This window comes from Chryseobacterium sp. MMO-72, from assembly GCF_037146035.1.
GTDB classification, from domain to species: domain Bacteria; phylum Bacteroidota; class Bacteroidia; order Flavobacteriales; family Weeksellaceae; genus Chryseobacterium; species Chryseobacterium indicum.
This window is the reverse complement of sequence record NZ_JBBCWG010000009.1, coordinates 90,535-116,495: the sequence shown is the minus strand read 5'-3', so window position 1 is coordinate 116,495 and position 25,961 is coordinate 90,535. Positions and strand designations below refer to the sequence as shown.

Below are 25,961 nucleotides of genomic sequence, written 5' to 3'. Positions count from 1 at the left end.
ACTACCTGATGATTATAAAGAACATATGCTAAAGTATAATACATTGATATTCATTTTGTTTAAACTATTCATAAGTATATTGATGATGATTTAACCTTAACAGGAAAGTATTTTAAACCAATTAGTTCAACGGGACTAAGTTCTATGTTTGAGTTTGTTAATGACAAAACTAAAATGGCAAAAGCCAATCTAAAAGATTTTGGATTAGAAAAACTGATTTCTAAAGACTTTTGGGTTGTTTCCGAGATGGATGGTTCGATATTTATCAATTACATATTTTTGGATGAGGGAGATATCCACCAGTTTATGGGTTAGATATGGAAGGTTATACAGAATTTCCCGATATGAGGGATGAGTTTTATTGTAAAACGACCAATACATTTTCAGATTTTGTAGAGGTTTTTATTGAAAACTACGATCCAACCTCATTGATTTTCTTTGAACACAGAAATTGATTTTAAAAAATATTCTTTACGATTACAATTTTTAAGAGTAAAAAAAAATAAAAGCTGCTTCAAAAATGAAACAGCCTTCGTATTGATCAATTATATATTGTTAAAACTCTATATCAACCTGAAGCTTCTCTGCCAGAAGCTTTGAAATCTTTTCTTTTAATGGCTCGATGTCAATGTTCTGCATGGCATCGTTCGCAAAAGCATATAACAATAACGCCTGAGCTTCCTTTTTAGAAATACCTCTTGCTCTCAGATAAAATAATGCATCTTCATTCAATTGTCCTACTGTACAGCCATGAGAACATTTTACATCATCTGCAAAAATTTCAAGCTGAGGTTTGGTATCAATTGTTGCTCCTTCGCTTAATAAAACATTGTTATTTTGCTGATAAGCATTCGTTTTCTGGGCAATTTTATCAACGAAAACCTTTCCGTTGAAAACCCCATGAGATTTTCCGTCGAAAATACCTTTGTAATTCTGGTAACTTTCACAGTTCGGCTGATTGTGGTGAACTGCCGTATGATGATCCACCAGCTGATCTTTTCCGATAATGGTAATTCCGTTCATGAATGAATTGATATTCGATCCGTTCTGAATGAAATCCAGATTATTTCTTACCAGTTTACCTCCGAAAGAGAAGGTATTTACCGTTGTTAAGCTATCTTTTTCCTGTTTTGCGAAAGTATTGTCAATTAAATAAGAAGTATCGTTGTCGTTCTGTAATTTATGCCAGTCCGCTTTTGCATTCGGATAAGTAAAAATTTCCGTCACAGAATTGGTCAGAACATAAGTACTGTCAAAATTGTGATGACTCTCAATAATTTCCACTTTGGCACCTTCTTCTACGATTAATAAATTTCTCGTATTGTAGAATGTGTTTTCTTCCTGATTCTGAGAAATATAGAAAACGTGAATCGGTTTTTCAATCACTACATTTTTCGGAACCTTCAAAAAGAAACCGTATTTGCAGTATGCCTGATTCAAATTCGTGAAAGCAGATTGATCTTCAGCAATCGTATTGAAATATTTCTCGAAAACATCTCTGTGTTTCTCATCATTCAATGCATAATTGAATGAAAGAAACTCAAGATTTTCAATGGAAACTTTAGATAATTCTTTATGAAGTTTACCGTTCACGAAAGTAATCCAGTCGAAATTCTCTTCACCTAAATGAAGCTGATCCAACTGCTCTTTGGTAATGTTGTGACTTTCTTTCGGGAAAAAGTTATAAGCTTTCTCGGTAATTTCCTTTAAGTTGGTATATTTATATTCTTCGTCCTTTTTTGTAGGAAAACCAGCTTTTTCGAACCTCTGAAGAGCTGCTTTACGATCTTCATCCAGAAATCTGTGACGAAGGCTCTCCAAAAATTCATTATGGTTTTGTATGATCTGTTCTTTTAATGCCATTACTGGTATATCTGTGGTTTGCACCATTTTTTCTTTTTTTGTTTGGCTGAAATTGTTAAACTAAGAGATCAGATAAAATCTCCGAATTTTTTAATCTTTTAATTAATTTAAAAGCCAGTCGTAACCTTTTTCTTCAAGCTCTAACGCAAGAGATTTATCACCGGTTTTGATGATTTTTCCGTTGGCTAAAACGTGAACAAAATCAGGCTGAATATAGTTCAGCAATCTCTGATAGTGGGTAATCAGAAGAACTGCATTTCCTTCGTTTTTGAAAGCATTTACACCATCTGCAACAATTCTTAACGCATCAATGTCCAATCCGGAATCGGTTTCATCAAGAATAGCCAGTTTAGGATCAAGCATCATCATCTGGAAAATTTCATTTCTTTTCTTCTCACCTCCGGAAAATCCTTCGTTTAAAGATCTTGAAAGGAAATCTTTTTTAATGCCTAACTTTTCAGATTTCTCACGAATCATTGCCAGCATTTCTTTTGCCGGCATTTCTCCCAACCCATTAGCTTTTCTGTTTTCGTTCATCGCTGCTTTGATGAAGTTGGTTACAGAAACGCCCGGAATTTCTACCGGATACTGGAAAGAAAGGAAAATTCCTTTGTGTGCTCTTTCTTCTGGAGCGTCTTCGATGATATTTTCACCTCCGAAAATAATTTCGCCGCCTGTAACTTCATAATCCTCTTTTCCTGCGATTACAGAAGAAAGCGTAGATTTTCCGGCTCCGTTCGGTCCCATAATGGCGTGAACTTCACCCGGTTTTATTTCAAGATTAATTCCTTTTAATATTTCTGCGCCGTCTTCAATTTTGGCGTGGAGATCTTTAATTTGTAACATTATTGTTAAACTTTTTCTTTATAAATTTACTAGCTTCCTCTGTATGTGGAGTATCCGAATGGCGAAAGTGTAATCGGAACATGGTAATGTTCTTCGCTTTTGATCTGAAATACAACTTCGATATAGGGATAAAAGCTTTCTGTTTTCTGATTAATAAAATAATTTTCTGTGAGGAATTTCAGCCTGTACTTTCCGTAATTCTCTGTTTTGTTTTTGGTGAAAGGTAGAAAATCGGCTATTCTTCCGTTATTATCTGTCTTCTTTTTCGCTACAAAGATCCACTTTTGGGAATCATTGTATTTTTCAAGCTCGACTTCTACCATTGGAGCCGGCTTTCCTGTAGAAATATCCAGAATATGGCTTGATAACTGAAATTCTTTGCTGTTTTGGGCATATAAACCTAAATACATTACAGAGAAAAATATAAATAATAACTTCTTCATTGTATATCAATTTATCCCACAGAACCTTCCAGAGAAATCTCAAGTAATTTCTGAGCTTCAATGGCAAATTCCATTGGCAGTTTATTTAAAACTTCTTTGCTGAAACCATTAACAATCAGAGCGATAGCTCTTTCGGTATCAATTCCTCTCTGGTTACAGTAGAAAATCTGGTCTTCCCCGATTTTTGAAGTGGTTGCTTCGTGCTCCAGTTGTGCAGTCGGATCTTTAATTTCAATATACGGGAAAGTATGAGCTCCACATTCATTCCCCATCAGTAAAGAATCGCACTGAGAGAAATTTCTAGCTCCTTTTGCAGAAGGCATTACTTTTACCAGACCTCTGTATGAATTATTGGATTTTCCTGCGGAAATACCTTTGGAAATAATGGTAGATTTGGTATTCTTACCGATGTGGATCATCTTGGTTCCTGTATCTGCATATTGGTGATTGTTCGTTACGGCGATAGAGTAGAACTCACCGATGGAATGATCTCCTTTCAGAATACAAGACGGATATTTCCACGTTACCGCAGAACCTGTTTCAACCTGAGTCCATGAGATTTTTGCATTTCTTTCGCAAAGTCCTCTTTTCGTTACAAAATTGAAAACCCCACCTTTTCCTTCTTCATTTCCCGGATACCAGTTTTGTACGGTAGAATATTTAATTTCAGCATCATCCATTGCGATCAGCTCAACAACCGCTGCGTGAAGCTGATTTTCATCTCTTGACGGAGCTGTACAGCCTTCAAGGTAAGAAACATAACTTCCTTCATCTGCAATGACAAGTGTTCTTTCAAACTGACCTGTTCCTGCCTGATTGATTCTGAAATAGGTTGATAATTCCATCGGACATCTTACGCCTTTCGGAATGTAGCAGAAACTTCCGTCGGAAAATACTGCGGAATTAAGAGCTGCATAGAAATTATCTCCTCTCGGAACTACTTTTCCAAGATATTTTCTTACTAAATCAGGATGGTTTTTAATCGCTTCTGAAATGGAGCAGAAAATAATTCCTTTTTCCATTAACGTATCCTGAAACGTTGTTTTTACAGAAACGGAATCCATTACGATGTCTACCGCAACTCCTGAAAGTCTTTTCTGTTCTTCGATGTTGATTCCTAATTTTTCGAATGTCTTCAGCAGTTCAGGATCTACTTCGTCCAGACTTTCCAGTTCAGGTTTTACTTTTGGTGCAGCATAATATTTAATTGCCTGAAAATCGGGCTTTTCATATTTAATGTTTGCCCAGTCCGGCTCCGTCATTTTCTGCCAGATTCTGAAAGATTCCAGACGCCATTCCGTCATCCATTCAGGCTCTTCTTTTTTAGCAGAAATTGCACGGACGATGTCTTCATTTAAACCCGTTGGAAAATCTTCGTAATCGATTTTTGTTTCCCATCCGAATTCGTATTTTTTATTTTCCAGATCGACTCTTAGATCGTCTTCAGTATATTTATTCATTATTTTTTTTTAAGATTTTAGAAGACAGATTTCAGATCTGATTTTTTATCTACATCTGAAATCTGCATCCAATGTCTTTTTTACAAAGAAAAACTCTCACCGCATCCGCAGGTTCTGGATGCATTCGGATTGTTAAAAACAAATCCTTTTCCGTTTAAACCTCCTGAATATTCAAGAGTGGTTCCAGCCAAATAGAGGATTGATTTTTTATCTACAATAATTTTGATATCATTGTCTTCAAAAATCTGGTCGGCATCTGTTTTTTCGTTGTCAAACTTCAGTACATATTCTAAACCAGAGCATCCTCCGCTTTTTACTCCCACTCTTATATAGTCTTCAAAAGGCTTAAAACCATCTTCTGTCATCAGCTGAATGGCTTTTGCTTTTGCTTGATCTGATACTTTTATCATTGTATTTATTTAGAATGATTTAATAATGCAAAAATACGAACTAATTTCCGCAATCTCAAATCGAAGATATCTATTTTAATGATTCTGTTCTTAATAGATGTATTTCGCGGATGAATTTATTGTTAAAAATGTTTAAAGTTTCCACAATAGAAACGCTTTAGGTAGTTTTTGATTTAACTTTGATCGGGATTTTAAATCTATAAATAAATAAAGATTTCACGGTTTTTTTGTGTAGTCTTTAAAATTACGGTTTACAAAAAAATATACTATAAATGAAAAAATTAGGCATTCTTGCTTTGGCTCTGTTCATGCAGACCGCTTTTGCACAAACCAACAGATTTGTATATCAGGTGACGATGAAACCCGATGCATCCAATAAAAATGATACCAAAACAGAAAATGCGTATCTGGATATTTCTCCGGAAAAATCTGTTTTTTATTCCGAAAACAGAATTAAAAGAGATTCTGTCATTCAGGCAGCCATACAAAGTGGAGGAGCAAGAGGTTTTAACAGAGATCAGATGGAAGCTTTACGGTCAAACATCAATTATTCTATTGAAAAAGATAAGAAAAGCCAGAAAATGACCTTCAAAGACAGAATCGGAAGAGATATTTATACTTACGAGGAAGACCGTCCGATCAACTGGAAAATTGCTTCAGAAACCACAAAAATCGGAGATTATAAAGTTCAGAAAGCAGAAACAGATTTTGGAGGAAGAAAATGGACGGCGTGGTTTACCACAGATCTACCTTATCAGGACGGACCATACAAATTCGGCGGACTGCCCGGACTTATCGTGAAAGTAGAGGACGATAAAGGAGAATATTCTTTCGATTTGATGAAAAATTACAAAATCGCAGATTTCCCAACAATGAATCAGTTCGGAAATATCATTAAAGTGAAAAGAGACGATTATGTAAAACAGCAGAAAAAATTCATGGCAGATCCGATGTCATTTATGACACAGGGCGGCGGAATGGGTGCGCCGGTGAGAATTGACGGTGGTGGCGGAAACCGTGGCGGCGGTGGATTCGGTGGAGGAAATTCCGGGGATTTCAGAAAACGTATGGAAGAAAGAGTAAAAGAGGAAGCAAAAAGAAACAGCAACCCCATAGAATTACAATAAAAAATTAACCCTGAAGATTGGTTCTTCAGGGTTTTTATTTGGCTGATTAAATAATTATTTCAAAAGCTGGTTAAAAGTATCTCCCTGTCGGATGTCTCCGGTATTGTATCCTTTCATAAACCATTCTTTACGTTGCGCAGATGATCCATGCGTAAAGCTTTCCTGATTAACGTATCCCTGTGATCTTCTCTGGATATTATCATCACCTACCGCTTCAGCCGCTTCAATAGCCGACTGAATATCTCCGGGTTCCAAAATGTGCTTTTCAGCATCTGTTCTTCTTGCCCACACTCCTGCGTAAAAATCTGCCTGAAGTTCTGTGGCAACAGAAACTCTGTTCATTTCTGCTTCAGAATACTGTCCGCTTCTTCGTAGCTGATCCACTTTTTGCGTTGTTCCTAAAAGCGTCTGAACATGATGTCCCACTTCATGTGCCAAAACATACGCTACCGTAAATTCCGTTACTTTAGCGCCGAATCTTTGTTGAAGTTCATTAAAAAAGCTCATGTCCATATAAACAGACTGATCTGCAGGACAGTAAAAAGGTCCCATTGCAGACTGTGCCACTCCGCAGCCGGATTGTGTGGTTTCCGAAAAAAGGATAATTTTCGGTGGAGTGTACTGCATTCCGTTTTCCTGAAAAACCTGATCCCAAGTCGTGATGTTCCATTTTCCCATCATGTCTACCATTTCTCCGATTTTTTTGTCTTCCGCAGTCAGTTCTCTCTGCTCCGTTCTCGGAGATCCGGCACCCGCTCCCGAAGAAAGAATCGAGGAAGGATCACCTCCCAAAAAGAATATAATTGCAGCAATAATAAGCGTTCCCAGTCCGCCTCCTACAACGGCTCCGCCGCCAAGTCCGCGTCTGTCTTCCACATTACCGCCTCTGTCGTCCGTCCATTTCATAGTTTGTATTTTTTATTTGTTGGTAAATTTAAAAATTTAAACCGTACAATTTTTGTGCGGATTATGATATTTTCAAAATATTTATCGATTCAGCTGATTTTTTTTCAGCCAGAAAGAAGTCGACTGATATGCTGAAATCGTTGCATCCACCATCGGCTTATTCTGTTCCTTTTCTTTTAAAGGATTTTCATCAAAATAAATATTAAATTCCGGAGCGAGATTGTTTTTCTGCTGAACCAAAGCGTATTGCTTAATTTTTCTTAAAGGAGAAATAACCGTTAAATAATTATCTTTTACAAATCCTAAATCCTGATAGGTTGCTACATAAGCTTTCGGCTGAAATTCTTTGCTGAAAACATCCTGCCCTAAAAATTTCGATTGATAACTGAAGTTCAGCAGACCTAAAACAGTCGGCATCACATCGATCTGAGACATGGTTTGGGTAAATTTCTGCGGCTGGATAAATCCTTCCGAGAAAACCATCGCAGGAATTCGGTATTTATCCATCGGAAGTTCTGTATCTCCTGCACTGGAAGCGCAATGATCTGCAATGACCACGAAGACCGTGTTTTTATACCAATCCTGTTTTTTAGCCATTTCGAAGAATTTTTTCAAAGCATAATCTGTGTATTTTACACCGCCTTCACGGGATTTCGCATTTCCGGGGATATCAATTTTTCCTTCAGGATAGGTAAAAGGTCTGTGGTTGGAAACCGTCATCCAGTGATTGAAGAACGGCTTTCCGGATTTTGCTTCGGCATTCATGGTTTGGATGGCTTTTTTTGCCATATCTTCATCAGCAACGCCCCAAACGTTTGCAAACGTAATTTCTTCCGGCTTGAAATTATTTCTGTCGACAATGTCATAACCGTTTCCGGCATAGAAATCCTGCATATTATCGAAATAGCTGTACCCTCCGTACAAAAATTTTACATCATATCCTTTTGATTTGAAAACACTTCCTGTGGTAAATTTATTTTTGTTGTTCTCTCTTTTAATAATGCTTTCTCCGGCAGTAGGAGGAATGCAGAGCGTTAACGCTTCAAGACCGCGGACGGTTCTGTTTCCGGTAGCGTAAAGATTGGTAAACATTAATGATTTATCGGCCAGACTGTCTAAAAAAGGAGTGATTTTCTGTGTATTTCCATAATGTGCTAAAAAATCTGCGGATAAACTTTCAATAGAAATTAAGACGACATTTTTTTTCAGTTCCGGTTCTGCAGAAACAATATTTCTTTTCAGGACAGGTGGAGTAAACTGGCTCAAAAAGTTTTTTTCTGCCTGACTCTGATTGATTTCAGGGTAAAACTGAAAATAATCCAGCTCGTTGTGGGTAAATGCCCAATAGAATTTCGGAAGACCGTTTGCCTGAATTTCTTCTTCAAAAACGCTGTTTCCTTTCATTTTTGTAGTGAAATTCAATCCAAATAAGCTTACTCCGATCAAAAGAATAAACGATCCCAGTAAAATAAATTTCTGCTTCAGATCCGGAAGATCCAAAAGCTCTTTTTTAGTTCTTTTAAAAATGAAAAATGTGATCGAGAGTGTTACCAGAAAAATTACTGAGAAAAGAGGAACCACAGGGTAGCTTTCCATGATGTTTCCTATTACTTCATTGGTGTAAATGAGATAATCTACCGCGATGAAATTGTACCTCAATCCGAATTCATTATAGAAGAAATATTCGCTTACTGCGTTGAATACGATGAGTAGAACGTACAGAAAAAGCGTTATGAAATAAAGTACATTCCGTATTTTCAAACGTTGTTTCGGAAGGAAAAGCATCAGCGCGAAGCTGATAATTTTTAACCCGATAAAAGCCAGCGCGATTTCTGCGACCGAGCCCCCGTATTGTTTGAATATATTGTTAGGAATCAGAAGGATGTACAGAAAAAACAGGACTAAAATCCCCAAAATGATCTGTCCGTAAGGTTTCTGATATTTTGAATTGGATAGAAATAAAAAATAGAGGGCTAAAAAAGTGCTGGCTAAAATAAAAACCAAAGCATCATTGAGAGCACCCACCAAAATTATTTTTAACACTTCAAACACTCCAAAACTTGCTGTGGTAATGGGATGGAAGAAAAATACAATCCTTATGATTAAAGAAATGATAAGGTAAAAGATTCCTAAATAAAGGAATGGTTTTGTTTTCTGAACAAACATTGTTATGATTTGAATATGAATTCTTACAAAAATAAGTATTGAATATTATTTGAGCGCATAATTTTTAAAAATACCACAATATATATTCGGGAGATAACTTTCTGGGACAAAAAAAGAACTATTGAAGAATAGTCCTTTTTAAATATTTTTCAGTTCGGAAAATTACGAATTTCCAAATCCGATGTTCCCTTTTCTGCCCGAAAGGTTCTTTTTAAAATCAATCATCTGCAAAGCCGTAACGGCAGCTTCAACCCCTTTGTTTCCAAGATCGCCGCCGCTTCTTGCAATCGACTGCTCTTTCGTATCGTCCGTTAAAACACAGAAAATAGTCGGAGTATCTGTGAGAACATTACAATCTTTAATTCCCTGTGCAACCGCCGAACAAACGTAATCGAAATGAGGCGTTTCTCCACGGATCACACATCCGATCGCAATTACTGCGTCAAATTTTCGCTCTTTACAAAGCTGCATACTTGCGTAGCTTAACTCAAAAGCTCCCGGAACCGGAAAAAGAGAGATTTTTTCAGATTTTACTCCTTCTTTTTGAAGGATTTCCAGAGCTGCATCACGAAGATTGTAGGTTACAAAATCATTCCACTCAGAAAAAACAATGCCGATAGAAAAATCATCGGCATTGGTTATGTTAAGTGGCTTGTAATCAGAAAGATTAACTGTTGCCATTGTTTAGTAATATTTAGTCATTTCAATATAAGAATCAGACATTCCGTTGTCGTAGTCCTGATATTTTTCGTCAATTGTTGCAAAATACTTTTTAGCTTCTGCATTTTTCTTTAATCCTAAAGCCAAGATACCGGCTTTTCTCGTAAAATAATACGTTGTGTAAGGATCGTCTGAAGCTGAAGCCGCTTTGTCTAATAACTGAAGTGCTTCATCATTTTTGTTAAGACCGGATTTTGCATCTGCCATCGCTCCGTATTTCATTGCCATCAATGTTTTGTTGTCGGATGAAAAACTATCTAAAAGATCATAAGCTTCCTGAAATTTACCTTCTTTGAATTTCACCAAACCTGCGTTGTAAGCAGAAAGCTTTCCTACGTTGGTTGCAGAATATTCGTTATAAGTTCCTAAGAAACCCGGATTTGCAGCAGATTTTCCGCCTAAAGCCTCTTTATCTTTACCGTCAGCAAGATTTTTCTGAGCAGCCAGGAAACTTTTTACAGCTTCTGCATTTTTAGGAGTTACAACAAATTGCTTGTAACCGAAGAAGCCCAGAACTCCTAAAATAAGTAGTCCGAAAACAATTCCCAAAGGTTTTGAATATTTCTCAAGGAACCTTTCTGTGTTTAAAGCTTCTCTGTCAAGATCTTTAAAAAACTCAACAGTTTCTTTACCTTCCTGCTCGTTTGTAATTTTTGCCATAAATTATTAAAAATTGAAATGCAAATTTAATTGTTTCTGAATGATTTACAAAATACTTTGTGTGTATTGTTGATTTTATTTGAATAATTAAAGGAAATTATTACAAGTGAATGAGTGAATTGTGAATAGTTAATCATGAAAAATGCTCCGGAAAACGAATTCCAGAGCATTTTGTCCTATTTTTTGAAATTTAATATTCTAAAATATTATAGATTTCTGAATTAAACTTTTTCAGTTTTTCTTTGCCTTTTAAATCTTTTAATCCAATTAGAAAACTGAATTGGGAAACGGTTGCGCCTTGTTTCTCAACCAATTTAGCGGCAGCTTCAGTTGTTCCTCCGGTTGCTAAAAGATCATCATGAATCAAAACTCTTTGTCCGGATTTTAACTGTCCTTCACGGGTTTCAATCACAGCACTTCCATATTCGAGATCATATTCTTCTGAAATAACGGGTGGCGGAAGTTTTCCTGCTTTTCGGATTAAAATGAAAGGAACTTCTAATGCAACGGCGATGGCAATCCCGAAAAGATAACCCCTGCTTTCAATTCCGCACACCGCATCTACTTTTCCTTTGCTGAATTGTACCAGATCTGCAATCACCTCTTCATACAGTTTCGGGTTCAGGAAAATAGGAGAGATGTCCTTAAACTGAATCCCCGGAATCGGAAAATCAGGTATATTTTCAATGGTTTCTTCCAGTTTTGTGATAAGCTGCTGCGATGCCATTTTTTACGGATTGATTTTGTAGCTGGAAATTTTCCAGTCTCCGTTTACGTTTTTAAGTCCGAAAGTTGCTTTCAGCGAAGTTGTTTTTCCACTTTTATCCGTTACATCATACGTTGCATTTACACTTGCAGAAGTTGCATTGGAAGCATTCGTGGTGATGTTTTTTACGCTTACATTTTTCACCGAACCAAATCCTGAAGTCGGGTTCGAGAATGACTCATAGCTTCCCCAATTCGGGTTACTTGCAGAATTATATGCAGCTTTTAAGTTTTGAGCGCTTACGTTATTTAAAAATCCTGAAACCGTGCTTTTTGGATCTGCAGCCGGTTGTTTAGGTGCTGCAGGAGTTGTTGGAGCTGTTGCATTCGGATCTGTTGCAGAAGGAACGGTCGCATTCGGATTGTTCGGATCGATTACGGCAGGATCCTGAATAACTGCTGTTGAATCTACTTTCGGTGCAGCCGGAACTTTCAGTAAAAGAGGATTTACATCCAATCCGATTTTTGTCATTTTGAAAGTTTTCGCAGTTGTTTTTACAGAAACCGTGATATCGATTTTATTATCAACAACCTTAGCAGCAGGAAGTGAAGAGAATTTTAAATTAAATCCTTTGAAATTGTTATCCTGCATTAAATTTTTAGCCGTGGAAAGCTTTACTCCATTGCTGAATACTTCCAGCGTTGCTTCCAGACCTGCTCCTGTAAAGGATACGGGATTTCCGGCGTTATCAACTAATCTCGGAACAATCTGAAGCGCAGTAGGAGCTCCGGTTCCGTCATCTCCTGTCGGTCTTGTGGTAATGCTCAATGAATTGGCTTTTACGTCATTCGAATCGCTTTCTTTAGCTTTGTCATTTCCGAAGATATTCATTTCTCCTAATGACGGTGGAGCTGTACTTGCCCATTCGATTCCGTTTTTTTGGGCTACCTGATCTGCCATTGCCATAATTTCCGGCACTTTTTTACCGTCAATCAACTGTCCTAAAGCTTTCAGTTCGGCAACATCGCCATCGGCTTCCACTCCGAAAGTTTTTAGGATGTAAAGCGCTTCGTTAAATTTAATCTGTTTAATGGTAGGTAAACTTGCGGTCATATCATTGATACTCGACTGCAAAGTTTTGGTATTGGTAGCATCTACATGATCTTTCTTGCATGCTGTAAAAAGCAACAGGCTGAAAATTAGTAGAAAAGAAAACTTTTTCATTTTTTTTCGGTTTACCACAAAAATAATAAAACCATTATTAATAGAGTATTTTATTTTTTATTTTGTTGTTCTTTTAGCTGATCTCTGAAAAACGAATTGAAAACAGTCTGCATATTCGGAAAAGATGAATCTTCCCAGTATTTTGTAGTATAGCTGCTTTTATTGGTATTCAAATTTACACTTTCGATATCTTTATCATTTCTGAATTCTATTTCTGCGGGATAAAAATTGCTGTAGTAAATCAACTGATTGTAGTCCGGTTCACTTTTGTGCTTTAATTTGATAAATCGAATATCGTTAAATTCCAGAAGATCTCTTAAGGTTTTATTGCTTTCTTTTTCGTAAGAAGCATTTGAGATTACTCTTACATCGTAAAAACGGTATCCTAAAAAGTTTACTTCTTTTTCCTGTAAAGCACTGTGAGCAATTTCGATCTGATCTTTTCGGTCACCTTTCAGTTCTTTAATGACGGCATTTCTTTTTTTAAATTCCTGAATATTTCCAACGTCTTTCATCTCAGGTACATTCATCATTTTGCCATAATCAAAGGATGCTGTCAATTTTTTATCAACATTTTTGTCTTCAATCCTGAATGCTCTGTATTGTTCTACATCGGCACTTTTCAGTTTTTTTGTTTCATTATCAAAAATGTAAGTAATGATTCCGTCTGTGTAGCAGTTTAACTTATTGTTTACGGTAACGTAAGAGTTAAAGTTTCCTTTTACAAAAATATATTTTGCGGGTTTATTATTTTTTATGATCACACGTTCGATATCTTTTATTCTGTCATCCACTTTAATGATTTCTTTGTCAAAATCTGCATAGGACAAAGTAGCGACAGACATATTATCGTAGATCAGCTGAAACTTTTCCTGATCCGGTTTTATGGATTGTTTGTCTATTTTTCCATCAATATCGGAGTAGGCTACAATACTTCCGTCTTTCCCAAATACCGAAATCTTAGGAAGTGGTTTATTGGTTTTTTCCGAAATGAAAGTGATGCTTTGTGCATTGACGAAATTTACAACGATTGTTAGAAATAATAACAGTAGATTTTTCTTCATGATTGATACAATTAATGTTTTTTTAGTTAAATCATTCTTTGATTATATGACAACGAAAACTTAAAAAGGTTGCATTGTTTTTTTTATTTCTGCACAAAAAAGCAAAAAAAGACTGATCATTATAATCAGTCTTTTTTGTTTTTATCTTTTTACAAATTCCTTAGAAAGGATATTCATAAATTTCAGATTCGTGAAGGTAAGGGTTACCTGTAGGGATCAGTTTAAGTTTAGATAATGCTGAAAGCACAGTGAACATAAATAATCCAACTACGAATAAGATTGCTCCTAAGATTAAGATAAATACTTCAGGAGTTTTCCAGTATGGTCCTACTGTTCCCGGCATTACCATATTGAAGTAATCTAAGATGTGACCACAAATTACGACTACTGCCATTGTTGTAACCACTTTGTAGTTTCTCTTGATGCTGCTGCTTACTAATACCAATAACGGTAATAAGAAGTTTACAATAAGCATTGGCAAGAAAGTAGGAGAGTAGTGCTGGAATCTTCCGAAGAAATAGTTAACCTCTTCCGGAATGTTTGCGTACCAGTATAACATGAACTGTGCAAACCATGTATACGTCCAAAGCATACTTGTCGCGAATAGGAATACTCCTAAATCGTGTAAGTGGTTATCGTTGAACTGTGGAAGGAATCCGTTTTTCTTTAAATAAACACTTAGAAGAATGATTACCGCAATACCACTTGAAAGGCAGCTTACCATTGAATACCAAATATACATAGTAGAATACCAGTGAGGATCAATAGACATCAACCAGTCCCAAGCCCAAGCTGCAGAAGCAAAACCGAAGAATGCGATATATCCTACTGCCCATCTGTAAAGCATTTGATATTCTACTCTTGATTTTGTTTCGTCTACTTTTTTAGACTGAGCTTTCAGTTTCCAAGCGAAGAAAGAAGCTCCTAATACATAGATGAAAGTTCTTACTGCATAGAAAGGGATATTTAAGAAAATTCTTTTTTCAAATAATATCACATCGAAATGAGCAGAATTTGGGTCTGTTAATTCCGGATCCATCCAATGGAAAAGGTGACCTTGGTGTGTGATGTTTAAAATCATTAAAATGATTAAAATAGCACCACCGTAAGGAATATAAGAAGCAATAGCTTCCATTACTCTTGTAATGATAATTGGCCAACCTGCATGTGCAGCGTGCTGAATAGAATAGAAGAATAATACGCAGCAGCTTACTCCAAAGAAAAATACAGCTACAAAATGTATTGCCGCTAAAGGCTGGTTATGAACCTGAAGAGTAGCATGCTCAAGGTGAGCTGCGTGATCCTGAGGTCCTACCATTTCACTAGAATGCGTAGGAGCTGTATGACCAGAAGCATGAACCGCTTCCATCATGTGTTCTATTTTTTCAGTAGTAATTCCTTTATTCATAAAGAAACCAACAGCAAAAAGAACTAAACCTACAACAAGAAGGATTATAGAAGTTGATTTTAATTTTGGTGAAAAACTATACATTTCTTTTCTTATTTTTTAGTTTCGGTAGTCATCGTTTCAGATTTCGCAGGGGCAGCTGCTGTCGTAGCTGTTGCTGCTGTAGCCGCCGCAGGTGCTGCCGCTCCTTTTTTGAAAGCATTCATCACATACATGGCAACTCTCCATCTGTCTCCGGCGTTTAGTTGTCCTGCATAAGATCCCATTGCGTTTCTACCGTTGGTTATTACATAATGAACAGATCCTACAGTAATATCTCTGTCTGCATAGTTTGGTACACCAGAGAATGCTCCGGACTGAACGATTGGTCCTTGTCCGTCTCCTCCGACACCGTGACAAGCTGAACAAGTTTTCTCGAAAAGACTTTTACCTCTTTCAAGATCTTTTGCAGCGTTTGCTGGGTTTAAAGGAGAACCCGTTACTGTTTTTGAAGCATCATAACCAGCATTGTATTCATCCGGTGTTTTTGGAAGTAATCCTTCTTCGAAAACACCATCTTTATTTTGAGCTACGGATCCTTCCACAGGAGAAAGACCTGTTGCAAAATTATTTTTAACAAAAGCAGGGATTTCATTTTCATGATCTGAATAAGCATCCTGAGCTTTCATCAATGGATCGTATGCTACCGGAAAATACATATCCGGGAAATAGACCAGCGGAGTATTCTCTTTTGGTCCGCAAGAGTTAAGTAAAACTGTTGTTAAACCTAAAACTGCTGTAATTTTTAATACATTCTTTTTCATTTTAAGCATCTTTAACAGTTATTTCTTCAACTCCAGTTTCAATAAGCAACTGCTTTACAGATTCTACATCTTCAGTTACAAATTCCATTAAGAATTTATCATCCGTTGTTCTTGGATCCGGGTTTTGTGCAGGCGCTCCGGGATACATTTTGTTTCTTACCAAGAAAGTTAATGACATCATGTGTGCTGCGCAGAATACCATAAGTTCGAACATTGGTACTACGAAAGCCGGCATATTGTGAGCCCAGTCGAAAGCTGGTTTACCTCCAATGTTCTGAGGCCAGTCGTGGTTCATTACATACCATGTAAGAGTAGCACCGATCGTAACTCCATAACAAGCGTAGATGAAAGCAGCATCAGAAATTCTTGTTTTCTTTAACCCTAAAGCTTTATCTAGTCCGTGAACCGGAAACGGAGTATAGACTTCGTTTATTTTGATTCCTTTATCGTTGAATGCTTTAACGCCGTTCATTAAATCGTCGTCGTCCGCATAAAGTCCGTATACAATTTTAGTGGTGCTCATCTCCTTCTTTTGCTTTATAAGTTTCACCTGAGATTTTCAAAATCGATTTTAATTCAGCCTGTGCAATTACAGGGAATGTTCTTGCGTATAATAAGAATAATACAGAGAAGAACCCGATTGTTCCTAAATATACTCCCACATCAATGATTGTTGGCTTAAACATCGTCCAAGAACCAGGCAGATAATCTCTGGAAAGGTTAATTACGATAATGTCAAAACGCTCAAACCACATACCGATGTTGATAATTAATGCAACAATGAATGTCCAGATAATATTCGTTCTCAGTCTCTTGAACCAGAAAGAAGCAGGAACAACAAGGTTACAGATAATTAGTGACCAGAAAGCCCACCAGTAAGGTCCAACAGCAGCACCAGGAGAAAGATATGTAAAATCTTCAAATCTTGATCCTGAATACCATCCGATGAAATATTCAGTTGCGTAAGCTACAGTTACCATACCACCCGTTAAGATGATTACGATGTTCATAATTTCGATATGATACATAGTAATGTAATCTTCAAGGTGACATACTTTTCTGGCAACTAACAATAGCGTCTGTACCATTGCGAATCCTGAGAAAATCGCACCGGCAACGAAGTAAGGAGGGTAGATTGTAGAGTGCCATCCTTTAATAACCGAAGTTGCGAAGTCAAAAGATACGGTAGTGTGTACTGAGAATACAAGCGGAGTTGCCAAACCTGCAAGAACCAAAGATAGTTCTTCGAATCTTTGCCAGTGTTTTGCTTTACCACCCCAACCGAATGCAAGGAAAGTATAAATTTTCTTAGTCCAAGGTGTCTTCGCTCTGTCTCTGATCATTGCAAAGTCAGGGATTAATCCCATGAACCAGAATACTGTTGATACCGAGAAATACGTAGAGATCGCAAATACGTCCCAAAGTAGAGGAGAGTTGAAGTTCCCCCAAAGAGAACCGAACTGGTTTGGTAAAGGGAATACCCAATATCCTACCCAAACTCTACCCATGTGGATAACCGGGAAGATTGCCGCCTGTACAACCGCAAAGATTGTCATCGCCTCTGCAGATCTGTTTACAGACATTCTCCATCTCTGTCTAAATAATAATAATACCGCTGAGATTAGGGTTCCGGCGTGACCGATACCAACCCACCATACGAAGTTAGTAATATCCCATCCCCAGTTAATAGTTCTGTTTAGTCCCCATGCTCCAATACCTGTTCCGATAGTGTAAGCGATACATCCGAATCCATAGATGAATAGAACTAAGGCTGCATATAATGAAATCCACCATAATTTGCCTGCTCTTTCTTCGATAGGTCGTGCAATATCTTCCGTGATATCGTGATAAGTTTTGTGACCAATAATTAGAGGTTCCCTTATCGGAGCTTCGTAATGTCCTGACATTTTTTACCTATTTATTATTTAAACGTTATTTTTCTACTCTGTTTCTTACTTTAGTGTGATAGAACACATTTGGTTTTGTTCCGATCTCTTCCAGTAAATAATATCTTCTGTTTGAAGCATATTGCTTTCTCACTTCAGATTCTTTGTCATTCATATCTCCGAACTTGATTGAACCTGTAGAACAAGCTTTGGAACAAGCTGTCTGGAACTCTCCGTCCTTCACGATTCTATTCTCTTTTTTAGCTTCAAGAATAGTAGTCTGAGTCATCTGGATACACATAGAACATTTCTCCATAACCCCTCTAGTTCTTACCACAACATCCGGGTTCAGAACCATTCTTCCAAGATCGTTATTCATGTTGAAGTCGAACTTGTCATTCAGGTTATAAGTAAACCAGTTGAAACGTCTTACTTTATAAGGACAGTTGTTTGCACAATATCTCGTACCGATACATCTGTTATAAGCCATGTGGTTTTGTCCCTGCTTACCGTGTGAAGTTGCCGCTACCGGACATACAGTTTCACAAGGAGCGTGGTTACAGTGCTGACACATTACTGGCTGGAAGATTACATCCGGATTATCAGCCGGGTGATTCAATGCACCACCTTCTTTGTTGAAAGCTGTTCCGTATAATTCAGGAACTGCCATTCCTTCTTTCAATCCTTCGTATACTTCTACCTTCTGTCTTGCAGAGTAGTAACGGTCAATTCTTAACCAGTACATATCTCTGGACATTCTGATCTCTTCCTTACCTACAACAGGAACGTTGTTTTCTGCCTGACAAGCAATGATACATGCTCCACAACCAGTACAAGAGTTAAGGTCAATCGATAAGTTGAAGTGAGGACCATCGGTGTCATCAAATGCATCCCAAAGATCGATTTTTCTTGCAGGAAGTGCTCCACTGATGGTGTGGTATTCCAAAGGCTTATTCCATCCTTTGTGCTCATCATCAAATGCTACGTTTAAGAACTCAGCCAAAGGTACTTCTTTAGCGATTTCGTAACGTCCCATTAATGTATTCTGAAGCTGAATCCCTGCGAATTCGTGATCTTCTCCTGTTTTTTCGATCTTAACATTAGAAACAACTAAGTTAGAACCGTCAAATAAAGGATAAGCATTTACACCGGTGTCAGCTGTAGCTCCTGAGTTTTTCTTACCGTATCCAAGCGCAAGACCTACTGATCCGTCTGCTTGTCCCGGTTGTACGAATACAGGAACGTCTTTTATTGTTACTCCGTTTACAGTAAGGTTTACAAGAGAACCGTCTAACTGCATTCTTGCGTTAAGATCGTTATCAATACCCAATCTTTCTGCGTCTTTCGGAGACATTGTTAAATAGTTATCCCAAGACATTCTTGTAATTGGATCCGGTAATTCCTGCAACCAAGGGTTGTTTGCCTGAGTTCCGTCTCCCATTGCTGTCTTCGTATACAATACCAATTCTAAATCTGAAGCTTTGAAACCGCTTACTTCAGCAACAGCCTGTGCACCGTTTCCTCCTGCGTACGATAATGTTGTCGCATTTGAAGAAGCATTGATACCGTTATATAAAGCTTTGTTGAAAGAAGTTGCTCCTAAGATAGAAGAGGCATTTGCCTTTAAATAATCATAATAATTATTAGCAGCATTGTTTTTACCATTCTTCCAAACCAATAAAGATTCTTCAATCTGTCTTGATTTGTAGATTTTCTGGATCGTAGGCTGCATTAATGAATATACTCCTGTCTGTGGTTCAAGATCTCCCCAAGATTCAAGCCAGTTGGCTACAGGAATTACAGCTTTCGCTGCTTTGTACATTTCATTTTTCTTATCTGCAACTGCAATTACATAAGGAACTTTAGATAACGATTTTTTGAAATCTTCTCCTTTGTGGTAAGAGTAAATAGGATCTACATTGTTTGCGATCAATACACCAACCTGTCCACCGTTCACCCATCCAAGGAATTCCTCGAATCTTGCTTTATCAAAATCTTTTAAGAAGTTGGCTTTCCCGGTGAAAGCTACTGATCCTAATTTTTGGTTAATTAAGTGAGCTAAAACCTGAGCTCCTTTAGAACCATCAGCGAAAACAACTGCTTTGCTTCCTTTTGCCAATAATTCTTTTGCGATTTCAGATGCAGCTTTATCAGAGGTACCACCGCCAACGATTGCGTTGTAAACTTCAACTAAAGTCTTGTTTACCTGGCTTGGTTTTAGTCTGATTCTTGAATCTGCGTTTGCTCCTGTTAAAGACATATTGGATTCAACCTGAATGTGTCTCAACATATTTTTTCCCGGAGTTCTTGCCACTGCGTAAGAAGATTCTAAACCTCCTGCGTTGTAATCTCCTAAGAAGTCAGCCTGGAATGCAACCACCAATTCCGTTCCTTTAAGGTCGTAAACAGGCAATGCTCTTGTTCCGAAAACTTCCTGAGCTGCGTCTAATGCTGCAGCATAAGGATAAGCATCATAGGTTACTAATTCCGCTGTAGGATATTTAGCTTTAAAATCTGCAAATAATTTTTTGAAAGTAGGAGAAGCAAAAGAATGGGATAATAAAACGATTCTTTTACCTGCAGCTTTAGCTTCTTCAAGTCCTTTGATAACGAAACTGTCTACTTTGTCGAAAGTTTCGTCTTTCCCTTCAAATTTAGGCTGTTTTACTTTATCATTATCATAAAGAGAAAGTACACTTGCCTGAGCTCTTGCATTGGTTTTACCTAAATCTCCTGCTGCCGGGTTTGGTTCAATTTTGATAGGTCTTCCTTCTCTTGTTTTTACTAAAACACTTGCGAAATCGAAACCATCGAAATACGTCGAAGCGTAATAGTTAGGAATCCCCGGAATGATTTCATGCGGCTTTACCACATAAGGAATCGTTTTGATTACCGGAGCTTCACAGGCAGCCAATGTTACCGCTGCAGTAGAGAAACCTAATAGTTTTAAGAAATCTCTTCTTGAAGTAGCAGAACCGTTCTTTTCCGCATCATCAAGGAAATCTTCTACCGGAATTTCTTCCTGGAACTCTTTCTGAGCCAGCTTATTGTTTAAAGCCGGATCTTTAAGTTCGTGAATACTTCTGAATTGTATTTTGTTTGAAGCCATTTGATACTTCTAATTTTTAGTTATTAATAATGACATTTACCACACTCAAGACCTCCAATAGCATCTACCGTAATCTTACCACCATCTTTAGGGTACTGTTTTTTCAACTTGTCGTGTAGATTCTTGAAGTATTCTTTATTATAACCGTTGTTCATGTCAACTTCTGTAGTTCTGTGACACTCGATACACCATCCCATTGTAAAGTCGTTAGCCATTTGGACAACATTCATGGTGTCGATTTTTCCGTGACAAGCTTTACACACAACATCAATTTTGTTGTCAGGGTTCTTTTTGTTGAAAGAATTGATGATCGCCTGTTCACCTGCTACAACGTGCTGTGCGTGGTTGAAGTATACGAAGTCCGGCATGTTGTGGATTCTTGTCCATTCAACCGGCTGAGTTTTTCCTGTGTACTGTTGTTTTTCAGGATCCCAACCTGTAGCGGCATAGATTTTCTTGATTTCTCCGTCATAGAAAGCCTTATCTTTTCCTGGCTCCATGTAGTGATCTGCGTTGTATTCAGAAATTGTTCTGTGACAGTTCATACAAACGTTCATCGAAGGGATTTCGGATACTTTACCGTATTTGGCACTGGAGTGACACAACTGACAGTCGATTTTCTGTTCTCCTGCGTGAATTTTATGGGAGAAATAAATAGGCTGTTCTGGCTTATATCCTTTGTAAACCCCGATCCACATGATCCAGTTCCAGATTCCGTAAGTTGCCAGAAGTGCAAGGATTGCGATTAATCCCTTTCCTACATAGTGATATTTTGCATAGATTTCGCTGAAAGATTTTACTCTTGTTTCGTTAAGACCGGCTAAGTCGTCTGACTGACCCAATTTTACCAATTGTCTTAATTTTACCAAGATCCAAAACAATAGCGCTGCGATTGCTAAAAGTGAAATGATTACTACGCTTGTTGTAGTGTTGTTTGCCGGAGCAGCCTGATCAGTTGTTGCTGCTGTTGCTTTTGCATCATCCTTTTTAGGCTCTTCAGCCGGAGGATTTGAGGTGTATGCCAAGATATCGTTGATATCTTTTTCCGAAAGTTTTCCTTCAAAAACCTGCATCGCCGCTTTTCCATTTGCTTCGTATACTTCATTGGCATACTTGTCTCCGGAAGCTCTAAGTTTCTCATTGTTTGTTATCCATTTTTGAAACCAGTCAATGTCTAGATTTTGATCTTTTTTCAGTCTTGCAACTACTCCTCCCAGAGCAGGACCTACAAGTTTTTTGTCTAGTGCGTGACATGCAGTACAATTCGCTTTGAAAAGCTTTTCACCATTCTTAGGATCACCGTCCTGCCCGTAAATTGAAGCACTGGTCGATAGCAATAAGCCTATTGCGATCAACGTCTGTCTATAATGCTTTCTCCAACTAATCATTTAAATTATCTTATGTTAGTAAATATTGAACATTCAATCAATCCCGCAAAAATAATATATTTAACAGGAATTTAACGGTATATGGAAAGGGGAAAATGTCATTTCCTTTTAATTTGTAATTATTCTAAATAACCACGTTTGGTATAATTTTTTAATTTGTATAAATTTGCGGAAACAAGTTTAAATGAAAAATTTAATCAAAATAATTTCGGTGGTTTCTGTGCTTGCATTTTATGGTGTTGATGCACAACAGGTTGTAAAAAAAGATACTTTGTCGGGGACAGAGCTCACCATAACGATGGATGCTAAGGTAAATACTGCTTTGGAAAGTATCGAAGATAAATGCTCCAAAACAGCTTCGTCAGTTTCTTTACGAAGTGATGATGAGGATTATACTCCATCAAAACCTACTAAAATTTATGTTCCTAACAGAGAGCTTACCAACGCTGAAATATGCAGAAAAAACCCCAGAATTTTAGGCTTTAAAATTCAGATAACAACAGTGAAAAGTAATGAGGAAGCCAATGAGGTAAAAGCTTATTTCAGAAAGAGATTCCCTAACCTGAAGGTGGAAACAGATGCTTCTCTGAGACCGAATTATAAAATTCTGGCAGGAAGTTATTTCACAAAACAAAGTGCAGCTTCTGATCTTTCAAAGGTAAAAGAATATTTTAAATCGGCGGTTGCGGTGCAGTACAGAATTTTCTGTGCGGAAGCAAAATAATTTAAAATTATTCATACAAAATAAAAGCTGGGAAAAAATTATTTCTCAGCTTTTTTGTTATGTTTATAAAATTTAATTTTTCAGAAGAAGAAGTTAATTTTTAATAAAATTTATTTAAAAACCAAAAGAATTCTGTCATTCTTAAATAGTTATTCGTGATAAGATAAGCAAACAGAATGATGAAAACAGCTGTTAAAAACGATAATACTTTTGGCGATTCTTTATAAGCAAAAAACAGCCATCCAATTAATAGAGGATAAATAAAAACGAAATGACCTCCGTAGATGTAAGAAGTGTGAAGTCCGAAGCGCATAACGCAGTGAATGATAACATCAAACAGAAATGAAATCATTAAAACCTGAACGAGTTTATTTCTGAAATTTTTAAAATAACTCCAACAAATCAATGTCAGTAAAACAGCAATAAAAATATAGGGGATCCATGATGAATAAACGGTCATTATAATCCCTTTGTAATGATAGCCGCTCATATTGTGTTTGTCGCGGATCAGGAAATTTGAAAACAGAATATTTCCGCCAAAAAAGTACGAAAGAATCATATCCCAGGTCGGCGTGGAATTTACATTGGAAAATTTTTCATACTGTTCATTGGTTTTGCTGAAGATGTTTTCATAGTTGAAATTAATTCTGTTCAGATAAAGCAAAATGAAACATATGCAGGTAAAAACTCCTCTTAAAACTGCATTCCCGAGTTTTTTCCAGTCTTTAAAAAGGTTCTTTTCAAAAGCTACGGGTATGAAAACTTTTACAATATTTGTTACCGTTAAACCTCCTATGGTAATTCCAGAAAAAGCCAGTGCCAAAGCCGGAATTCTCTCTTCTTTTTTTAGTTTTATTGCGGAATAATGATTAAATAGCGTTAGAAGAAACAAGGTGTAGGTAAAATTTTCCGGCGTAAAAGAAAGGAGAATATTTGTTGAAAATGCTCCGAAAAACAAAATTAGTAATATGCTTAAAGTTAAAGGAAGCCGGATAATATTCTTGAGATATTTAAACACCTGAAGAACGCTTAGGCTTACCGCGAGATTACTCATCCAGGCTAAAGCAAAACGAAAATTTCCATCCATTTTGCCATTAGAGAAAAGTAAAGCCAATTCTCTAATCCAGTTAAAAAAATAATAAGAGAGGGGATGTCTCTCAAAACTTCCGCCCGTCATTACAATGGATTTATTATCAAAACTGAAATAAGCATCCCACGGAATTCTTGCATCAAAAATAATTTTATTATGAATCGCAATGTAGGATCCCATATATCCGTACGCAACGAGAAAAAACAGAAAAACAATAAGCTCAACTCCGGTAGACGGAAAAAGCAATTTAAAAAAACCGATAAATTTTGTTTTGAATTTTGACACCTGCAAAAACTTTCTGCAAAAGTAAAATAAAAAACCCACCAATTCTGATGAGTTTTTGTATTGATTTTTATGATTTTAAAATTAAGAACTGCAGGACAGCATCGAGCATCCCGAAACGCCATCATAGCCAGAAGGTCTTTTCACTGAAAATTCAGGATAAATAGTGTGGTAAGGATTTTCTAAAGCGTGAGTCAGTTTAGTAAGCAAATCGGTTTTACCGTTATTAATTTCTTCAATGCATTGATACAGCAGATAATTCCTAAGAATAAATTTAGGGTTGGTTTTATGCATTATTTCCAAAGATTTTTCTCTTGAGATAATATTTTTTTCTAACCTTGACTGATATGTTTTAATAAAATCCTCCAGTTTCGAAAGCTTTTCATCATTTAAAAATGTGTAAGAAACGTTTTCAAATTGTTGTCTGAGATCTTTTTGGTCATCATATTTTTCAAGCTCATTGAAAAATAAAGTGTAATCTAGCTGAAGATACTGCATCAGACTTTGCCATGTGGTAAAGAATTTTTCATCGCTTGTTAGTAACTGATCAAAACCAAATTTTCTGCACAGCATTCTGTCGTGCGATTCCCAGAAATAGCTTCCGTAATCATTTAAAACATCTTCCAGAAATTTTTCATCTTTAATTAAAGGATGAAGGGCATTTGCCAATTGCCATAGGTTCCATTGGGAAATCTGTCCCTGTTTTCCGAAAGCATATCTTCTTCCGGGAAGATCGGTGGTATTCGGTGTGAAATTTAAATCGTATTCATCCATCATCGAATAAGGTCCATAATCGATCGTTAAGCCTAAAATCGACATATTATCTGTGTTCATTACTCCATGAACAAATCCTACACGATACCATTCCACCATAAGATCGGCAGTTCTGCGGCATACATTTTCGAAGAAATCTTTATACTTCTGAATTCCTTCCGAAGAAATTTCTTTGAAATAATGATCAATGGTATAATCTGCAAGTTCCTGCAATGTTTTGTATTCCTGTTGGGCAGACATCAATTCAAAATGACCGAAACGTAGGAAGCTTTCTGCGATTCTGATGACTACCGCTCCTTTTTCCAGTTCCGGATTTCCGCTGTACATGATATCTCTTACGACGTCTTCTCCGGTAAATACTAAACTCAATGCTCTGGTTGTAGGAACTCCTAAGTGAAACATGGCTTCACTCATTAAATATTCTCGAACAGATGATCTTAAAACAGCTCTTCCGTCAGCGTGTCTGGAATAAGGGGTTGCGCCGGCTCCTTTCCACTGTATTTCGTTTCTGTTTCCTGAATTGCTTTCAATTTCTCCGGCAAGAATGGCTCTTCCGTCTCCTAATTGTCCTGCCCAGTTTCCGAACTGATGTCCTGCATAAGCGGTGGAGTAGGTTTTGATATTTTCGGGGAGATTAGTTGCTGCAAGAAAATTAAGATCTTTATCCTCAAATTTTCCAAGTCCTATTGCTTCTGAAAGTTTTTTGTTGAAAGCAATTAATTCAGGGTTGTTAAAACCTACTGGCTCAACGGTGGAGAATAAGACTTTGGGCGTGTTTCTCTGTAGGGTATTACCTGAGAAATCTCCTGGAAATTTTTTTATAAAGGGTTGCTGTATATTTTCGATATTCATCCTTCAAAGGTATAAATTAAAAAGAAAAGACCTTCCAAATGATTGAAAGG

The 25,961-nt window shown here is 37.1% G+C and carries 24 protein-coding genes; 4 read left to right on the top strand and 20 right to left on the bottom strand.

Annotated elements, in window-relative coordinates:
* The first annotated feature begins 144 nt into the window (after positions 1–144).
* A complete protein-coding gene (locus tag WFH39_RS13375; protein ID WP_336690269.1) occupies positions 145–315 on the top strand; it encodes a hypothetical protein in 171 nt (56 codons plus the stop codon).
* Between the two features lie 2 nt (positions 316–317).
* Positions 318–455: a hypothetical protein gene (locus WFH39_RS13370; protein WP_336690268.1), complete on the top strand. Its 138-nt coding sequence runs from the start codon at positions 318–320 to the stop codon at positions 453–455.
* Between the two features lie 100 nt (positions 456–555).
* Here WFH39_RS13370 and sufD read toward each other — a convergent pair whose 3' ends face one another.
* The 5 genes from sufD to WFH39_RS13345 all read right to left on the bottom strand — a co-directional run bounded on the left by sufD (position 556) and on the right by WFH39_RS13345 (position 5,022).
* On the bottom strand, positions 556–1,863 hold the full coding sequence (sufD, locus tag WFH39_RS13365) for a Fe-S cluster assembly protein SufD (protein WP_336690333.1): 1,308 nt from the start codon (positions 1,861–1,863) through the stop codon (positions 556–558).
* 102 nt (positions 1,864–1,965) lie between these two features.
* On the bottom strand, positions 1,966–2,709 hold the full coding sequence (gene sufC, locus WFH39_RS13360) for a Fe-S cluster assembly ATPase SufC (protein ID WP_336690267.1): 744 nt from the start codon (positions 2,707–2,709) through the stop codon (positions 1,966–1,968).
* A gap of 29 nt (positions 2,710–2,738) precedes the next feature.
* Positions 2,739–3,152, bottom strand: a complete 414-nt coding sequence (gene uraH, locus WFH39_RS13355; protein WP_336690266.1) for a hydroxyisourate hydrolase — start codon at positions 3,150–3,152, stop codon at positions 2,739–2,741.
* A gap of 11 nt (positions 3,153–3,163) precedes the next feature.
* The gene (sufB, locus tag WFH39_RS13350) at positions 3,164–4,612 is read right to left on the bottom strand and encodes a Fe-S cluster assembly protein SufB (RefSeq protein WP_076393922.1); all 1,449 of its coding nucleotides are present in this window, start codon (positions 4,610–4,612) and stop codon (positions 3,164–3,166) included.
* Between the two features lie 80 nt (positions 4,613–4,692).
* A complete protein-coding gene (locus WFH39_RS13345; RefSeq protein ID WP_214587656.1) occupies positions 4,693–5,022 on the bottom strand; it encodes a HesB/IscA family protein in 330 nt (109 codons plus the stop codon).
* A 272-nt stretch (positions 5,023–5,294) separates the two neighbouring features.
* Between WFH39_RS13345 and WFH39_RS13340 the strand changes: the two genes are divergently transcribed.
* Positions 5,295–6,149 (top strand): GLPGLI family protein, encoded by an 855-nt coding sequence (locus WFH39_RS13340; RefSeq protein WP_336690265.1) that lies wholly within the window; start codon positions 5,295–5,297, stop codon positions 6,147–6,149.
* Positions 6,150–6,203: 54 nt separating this feature from the next.
* Here WFH39_RS13340 and ypfJ read toward each other — a convergent pair whose 3' ends face one another.
* From ypfJ to WFH39_RS13275, 13 genes are all read right to left on the bottom strand, one after another.
* Positions 6,204–7,055 carry a KPN_02809 family neutral zinc metallopeptidase gene (gene ypfJ, locus WFH39_RS13335; RefSeq protein ID WP_336690264.1) on the bottom strand — a complete coding sequence of 284 codons (852 nt, stop codon included), beginning with the start codon at positions 7,053–7,055 and terminating at the stop codon, positions 6,204–6,206.
* A gap of 81 nt (positions 7,056–7,136) precedes the next feature.
* Positions 7,137–9,221 carry an LTA synthase family protein gene (locus tag WFH39_RS13330; protein ID WP_336690263.1) on the bottom strand — a complete coding sequence of 695 codons (2,085 nt, stop codon included), beginning with the start codon at positions 9,219–9,221 and terminating at the stop codon, positions 7,137–7,139.
* Positions 9,222–9,383: 162 nt separating this feature from the next.
* The gene (ribH, locus tag WFH39_RS13325; protein ID WP_214587652.1) at positions 9,384–9,902 is read right to left on the bottom strand and encodes a 6,7-dimethyl-8-ribityllumazine synthase; all 519 of its coding nucleotides are present in this window, start codon (positions 9,900–9,902) and stop codon (positions 9,384–9,386) included.
* A 3-nt stretch (positions 9,903–9,905) separates the two neighbouring features.
* Positions 9,906–10,601, bottom strand: a complete 696-nt coding sequence (locus WFH39_RS13320) for a tetratricopeptide repeat protein (RefSeq protein WP_214587651.1) — start codon at positions 10,599–10,601, stop codon at positions 9,906–9,908.
* Between the two features lie 190 nt (positions 10,602–10,791).
* Entirely contained in the window at positions 10,792–11,328 is a 537-nt protein-coding gene (locus tag WFH39_RS13315) for an adenine phosphoribosyltransferase (protein WP_336690262.1), read from the bottom strand.
* A 3-nt stretch (positions 11,329–11,331) separates the two neighbouring features.
* Positions 11,332–12,531 (bottom strand): hypothetical protein, encoded by a 1,200-nt coding sequence (locus WFH39_RS13310; RefSeq protein ID WP_336690261.1) that lies wholly within the window; start codon positions 12,529–12,531, stop codon positions 11,332–11,334.
* 50 nt (positions 12,532–12,581) lie between these two features.
* Entirely contained in the window at positions 12,582–13,595 is a 1,014-nt protein-coding gene (locus WFH39_RS13305; RefSeq protein WP_336690260.1) for a hypothetical protein, read from the bottom strand.
* A gap of 160 nt (positions 13,596–13,755) precedes the next feature.
* Positions 13,756–15,087 (bottom strand): quinol:cytochrome C oxidoreductase, encoded by a 1,332-nt coding sequence (locus WFH39_RS13300; RefSeq protein ID WP_076393902.1) that lies wholly within the window; start codon positions 15,085–15,087, stop codon positions 13,756–13,758.
* 8 nt (positions 15,088–15,095) lie between these two features.
* Positions 15,096–15,815 (bottom strand): c-type cytochrome, encoded by a 720-nt coding sequence (locus WFH39_RS13295; RefSeq protein WP_336690259.1) that lies wholly within the window; start codon positions 15,813–15,815, stop codon positions 15,096–15,098.
* Positions 15,808–16,329: a DUF3341 domain-containing protein gene (locus WFH39_RS13290; protein WP_076393898.1), complete on the bottom strand. Its 522-nt coding sequence runs from the start codon at positions 16,327–16,329 to the stop codon at positions 15,808–15,810. Before WFH39_RS13290 ends, WFH39_RS13295 begins: the two co-directional genes overlap by 8 nt.
* A complete protein-coding gene (gene nrfD / locus WFH39_RS13285; protein WP_027381049.1) occupies positions 16,316–17,713 on the bottom strand; it encodes an NrfD/PsrC family molybdoenzyme membrane anchor subunit in 1,398 nt (465 codons plus the stop codon). The genes WFH39_RS13290 and nrfD overlap by 14 nt, the downstream gene beginning before the upstream one ends.
* A 25-nt stretch (positions 17,714–17,738) precedes the next feature.
* Positions 17,739–20,801, bottom strand: a complete 3,063-nt coding sequence (locus WFH39_RS13280) for a TAT-variant-translocated molybdopterin oxidoreductase (protein WP_336690258.1) — start codon at positions 20,799–20,801, stop codon at positions 17,739–17,741.
* Positions 20,802–20,824: 23 nt separating this feature from the next.
* Positions 20,825–22,189 (bottom strand): c-type cytochrome, encoded by a 1,365-nt coding sequence (locus tag WFH39_RS13275; RefSeq protein ID WP_336690257.1) that lies wholly within the window; start codon positions 22,187–22,189, stop codon positions 20,825–20,827.
* Between the two features lie 184 nt (positions 22,190–22,373).
* Between WFH39_RS13275 and WFH39_RS13270 the strand changes: the two genes are divergently transcribed.
* A complete protein-coding gene (locus WFH39_RS13270) occupies positions 22,374–22,913 on the top strand; it encodes an SPOR domain-containing protein (protein WP_214587644.1) in 540 nt (179 codons plus the stop codon).
* 100 nt (positions 22,914–23,013) lie between these two features.
* Here WFH39_RS13270 and WFH39_RS13265 read toward each other — a convergent pair whose 3' ends face one another.
* Entirely contained in the window at positions 23,014–24,288 is a 1,275-nt protein-coding gene (locus WFH39_RS13265) for a DUF6080 domain-containing protein (RefSeq protein ID WP_336690256.1), read from the bottom strand.
* A gap of 81 nt (positions 24,289–24,369) precedes the next feature.
* Positions 24,370–25,911, bottom strand: coding sequence for a protein adenylyltransferase SelO (locus WFH39_RS13260; RefSeq protein WP_336690255.1), 1,542 nt, complete (start codon positions 25,909–25,911; stop codon positions 24,370–24,372).
* Positions 25,912–25,961 lie beyond the last annotated feature (50 nt).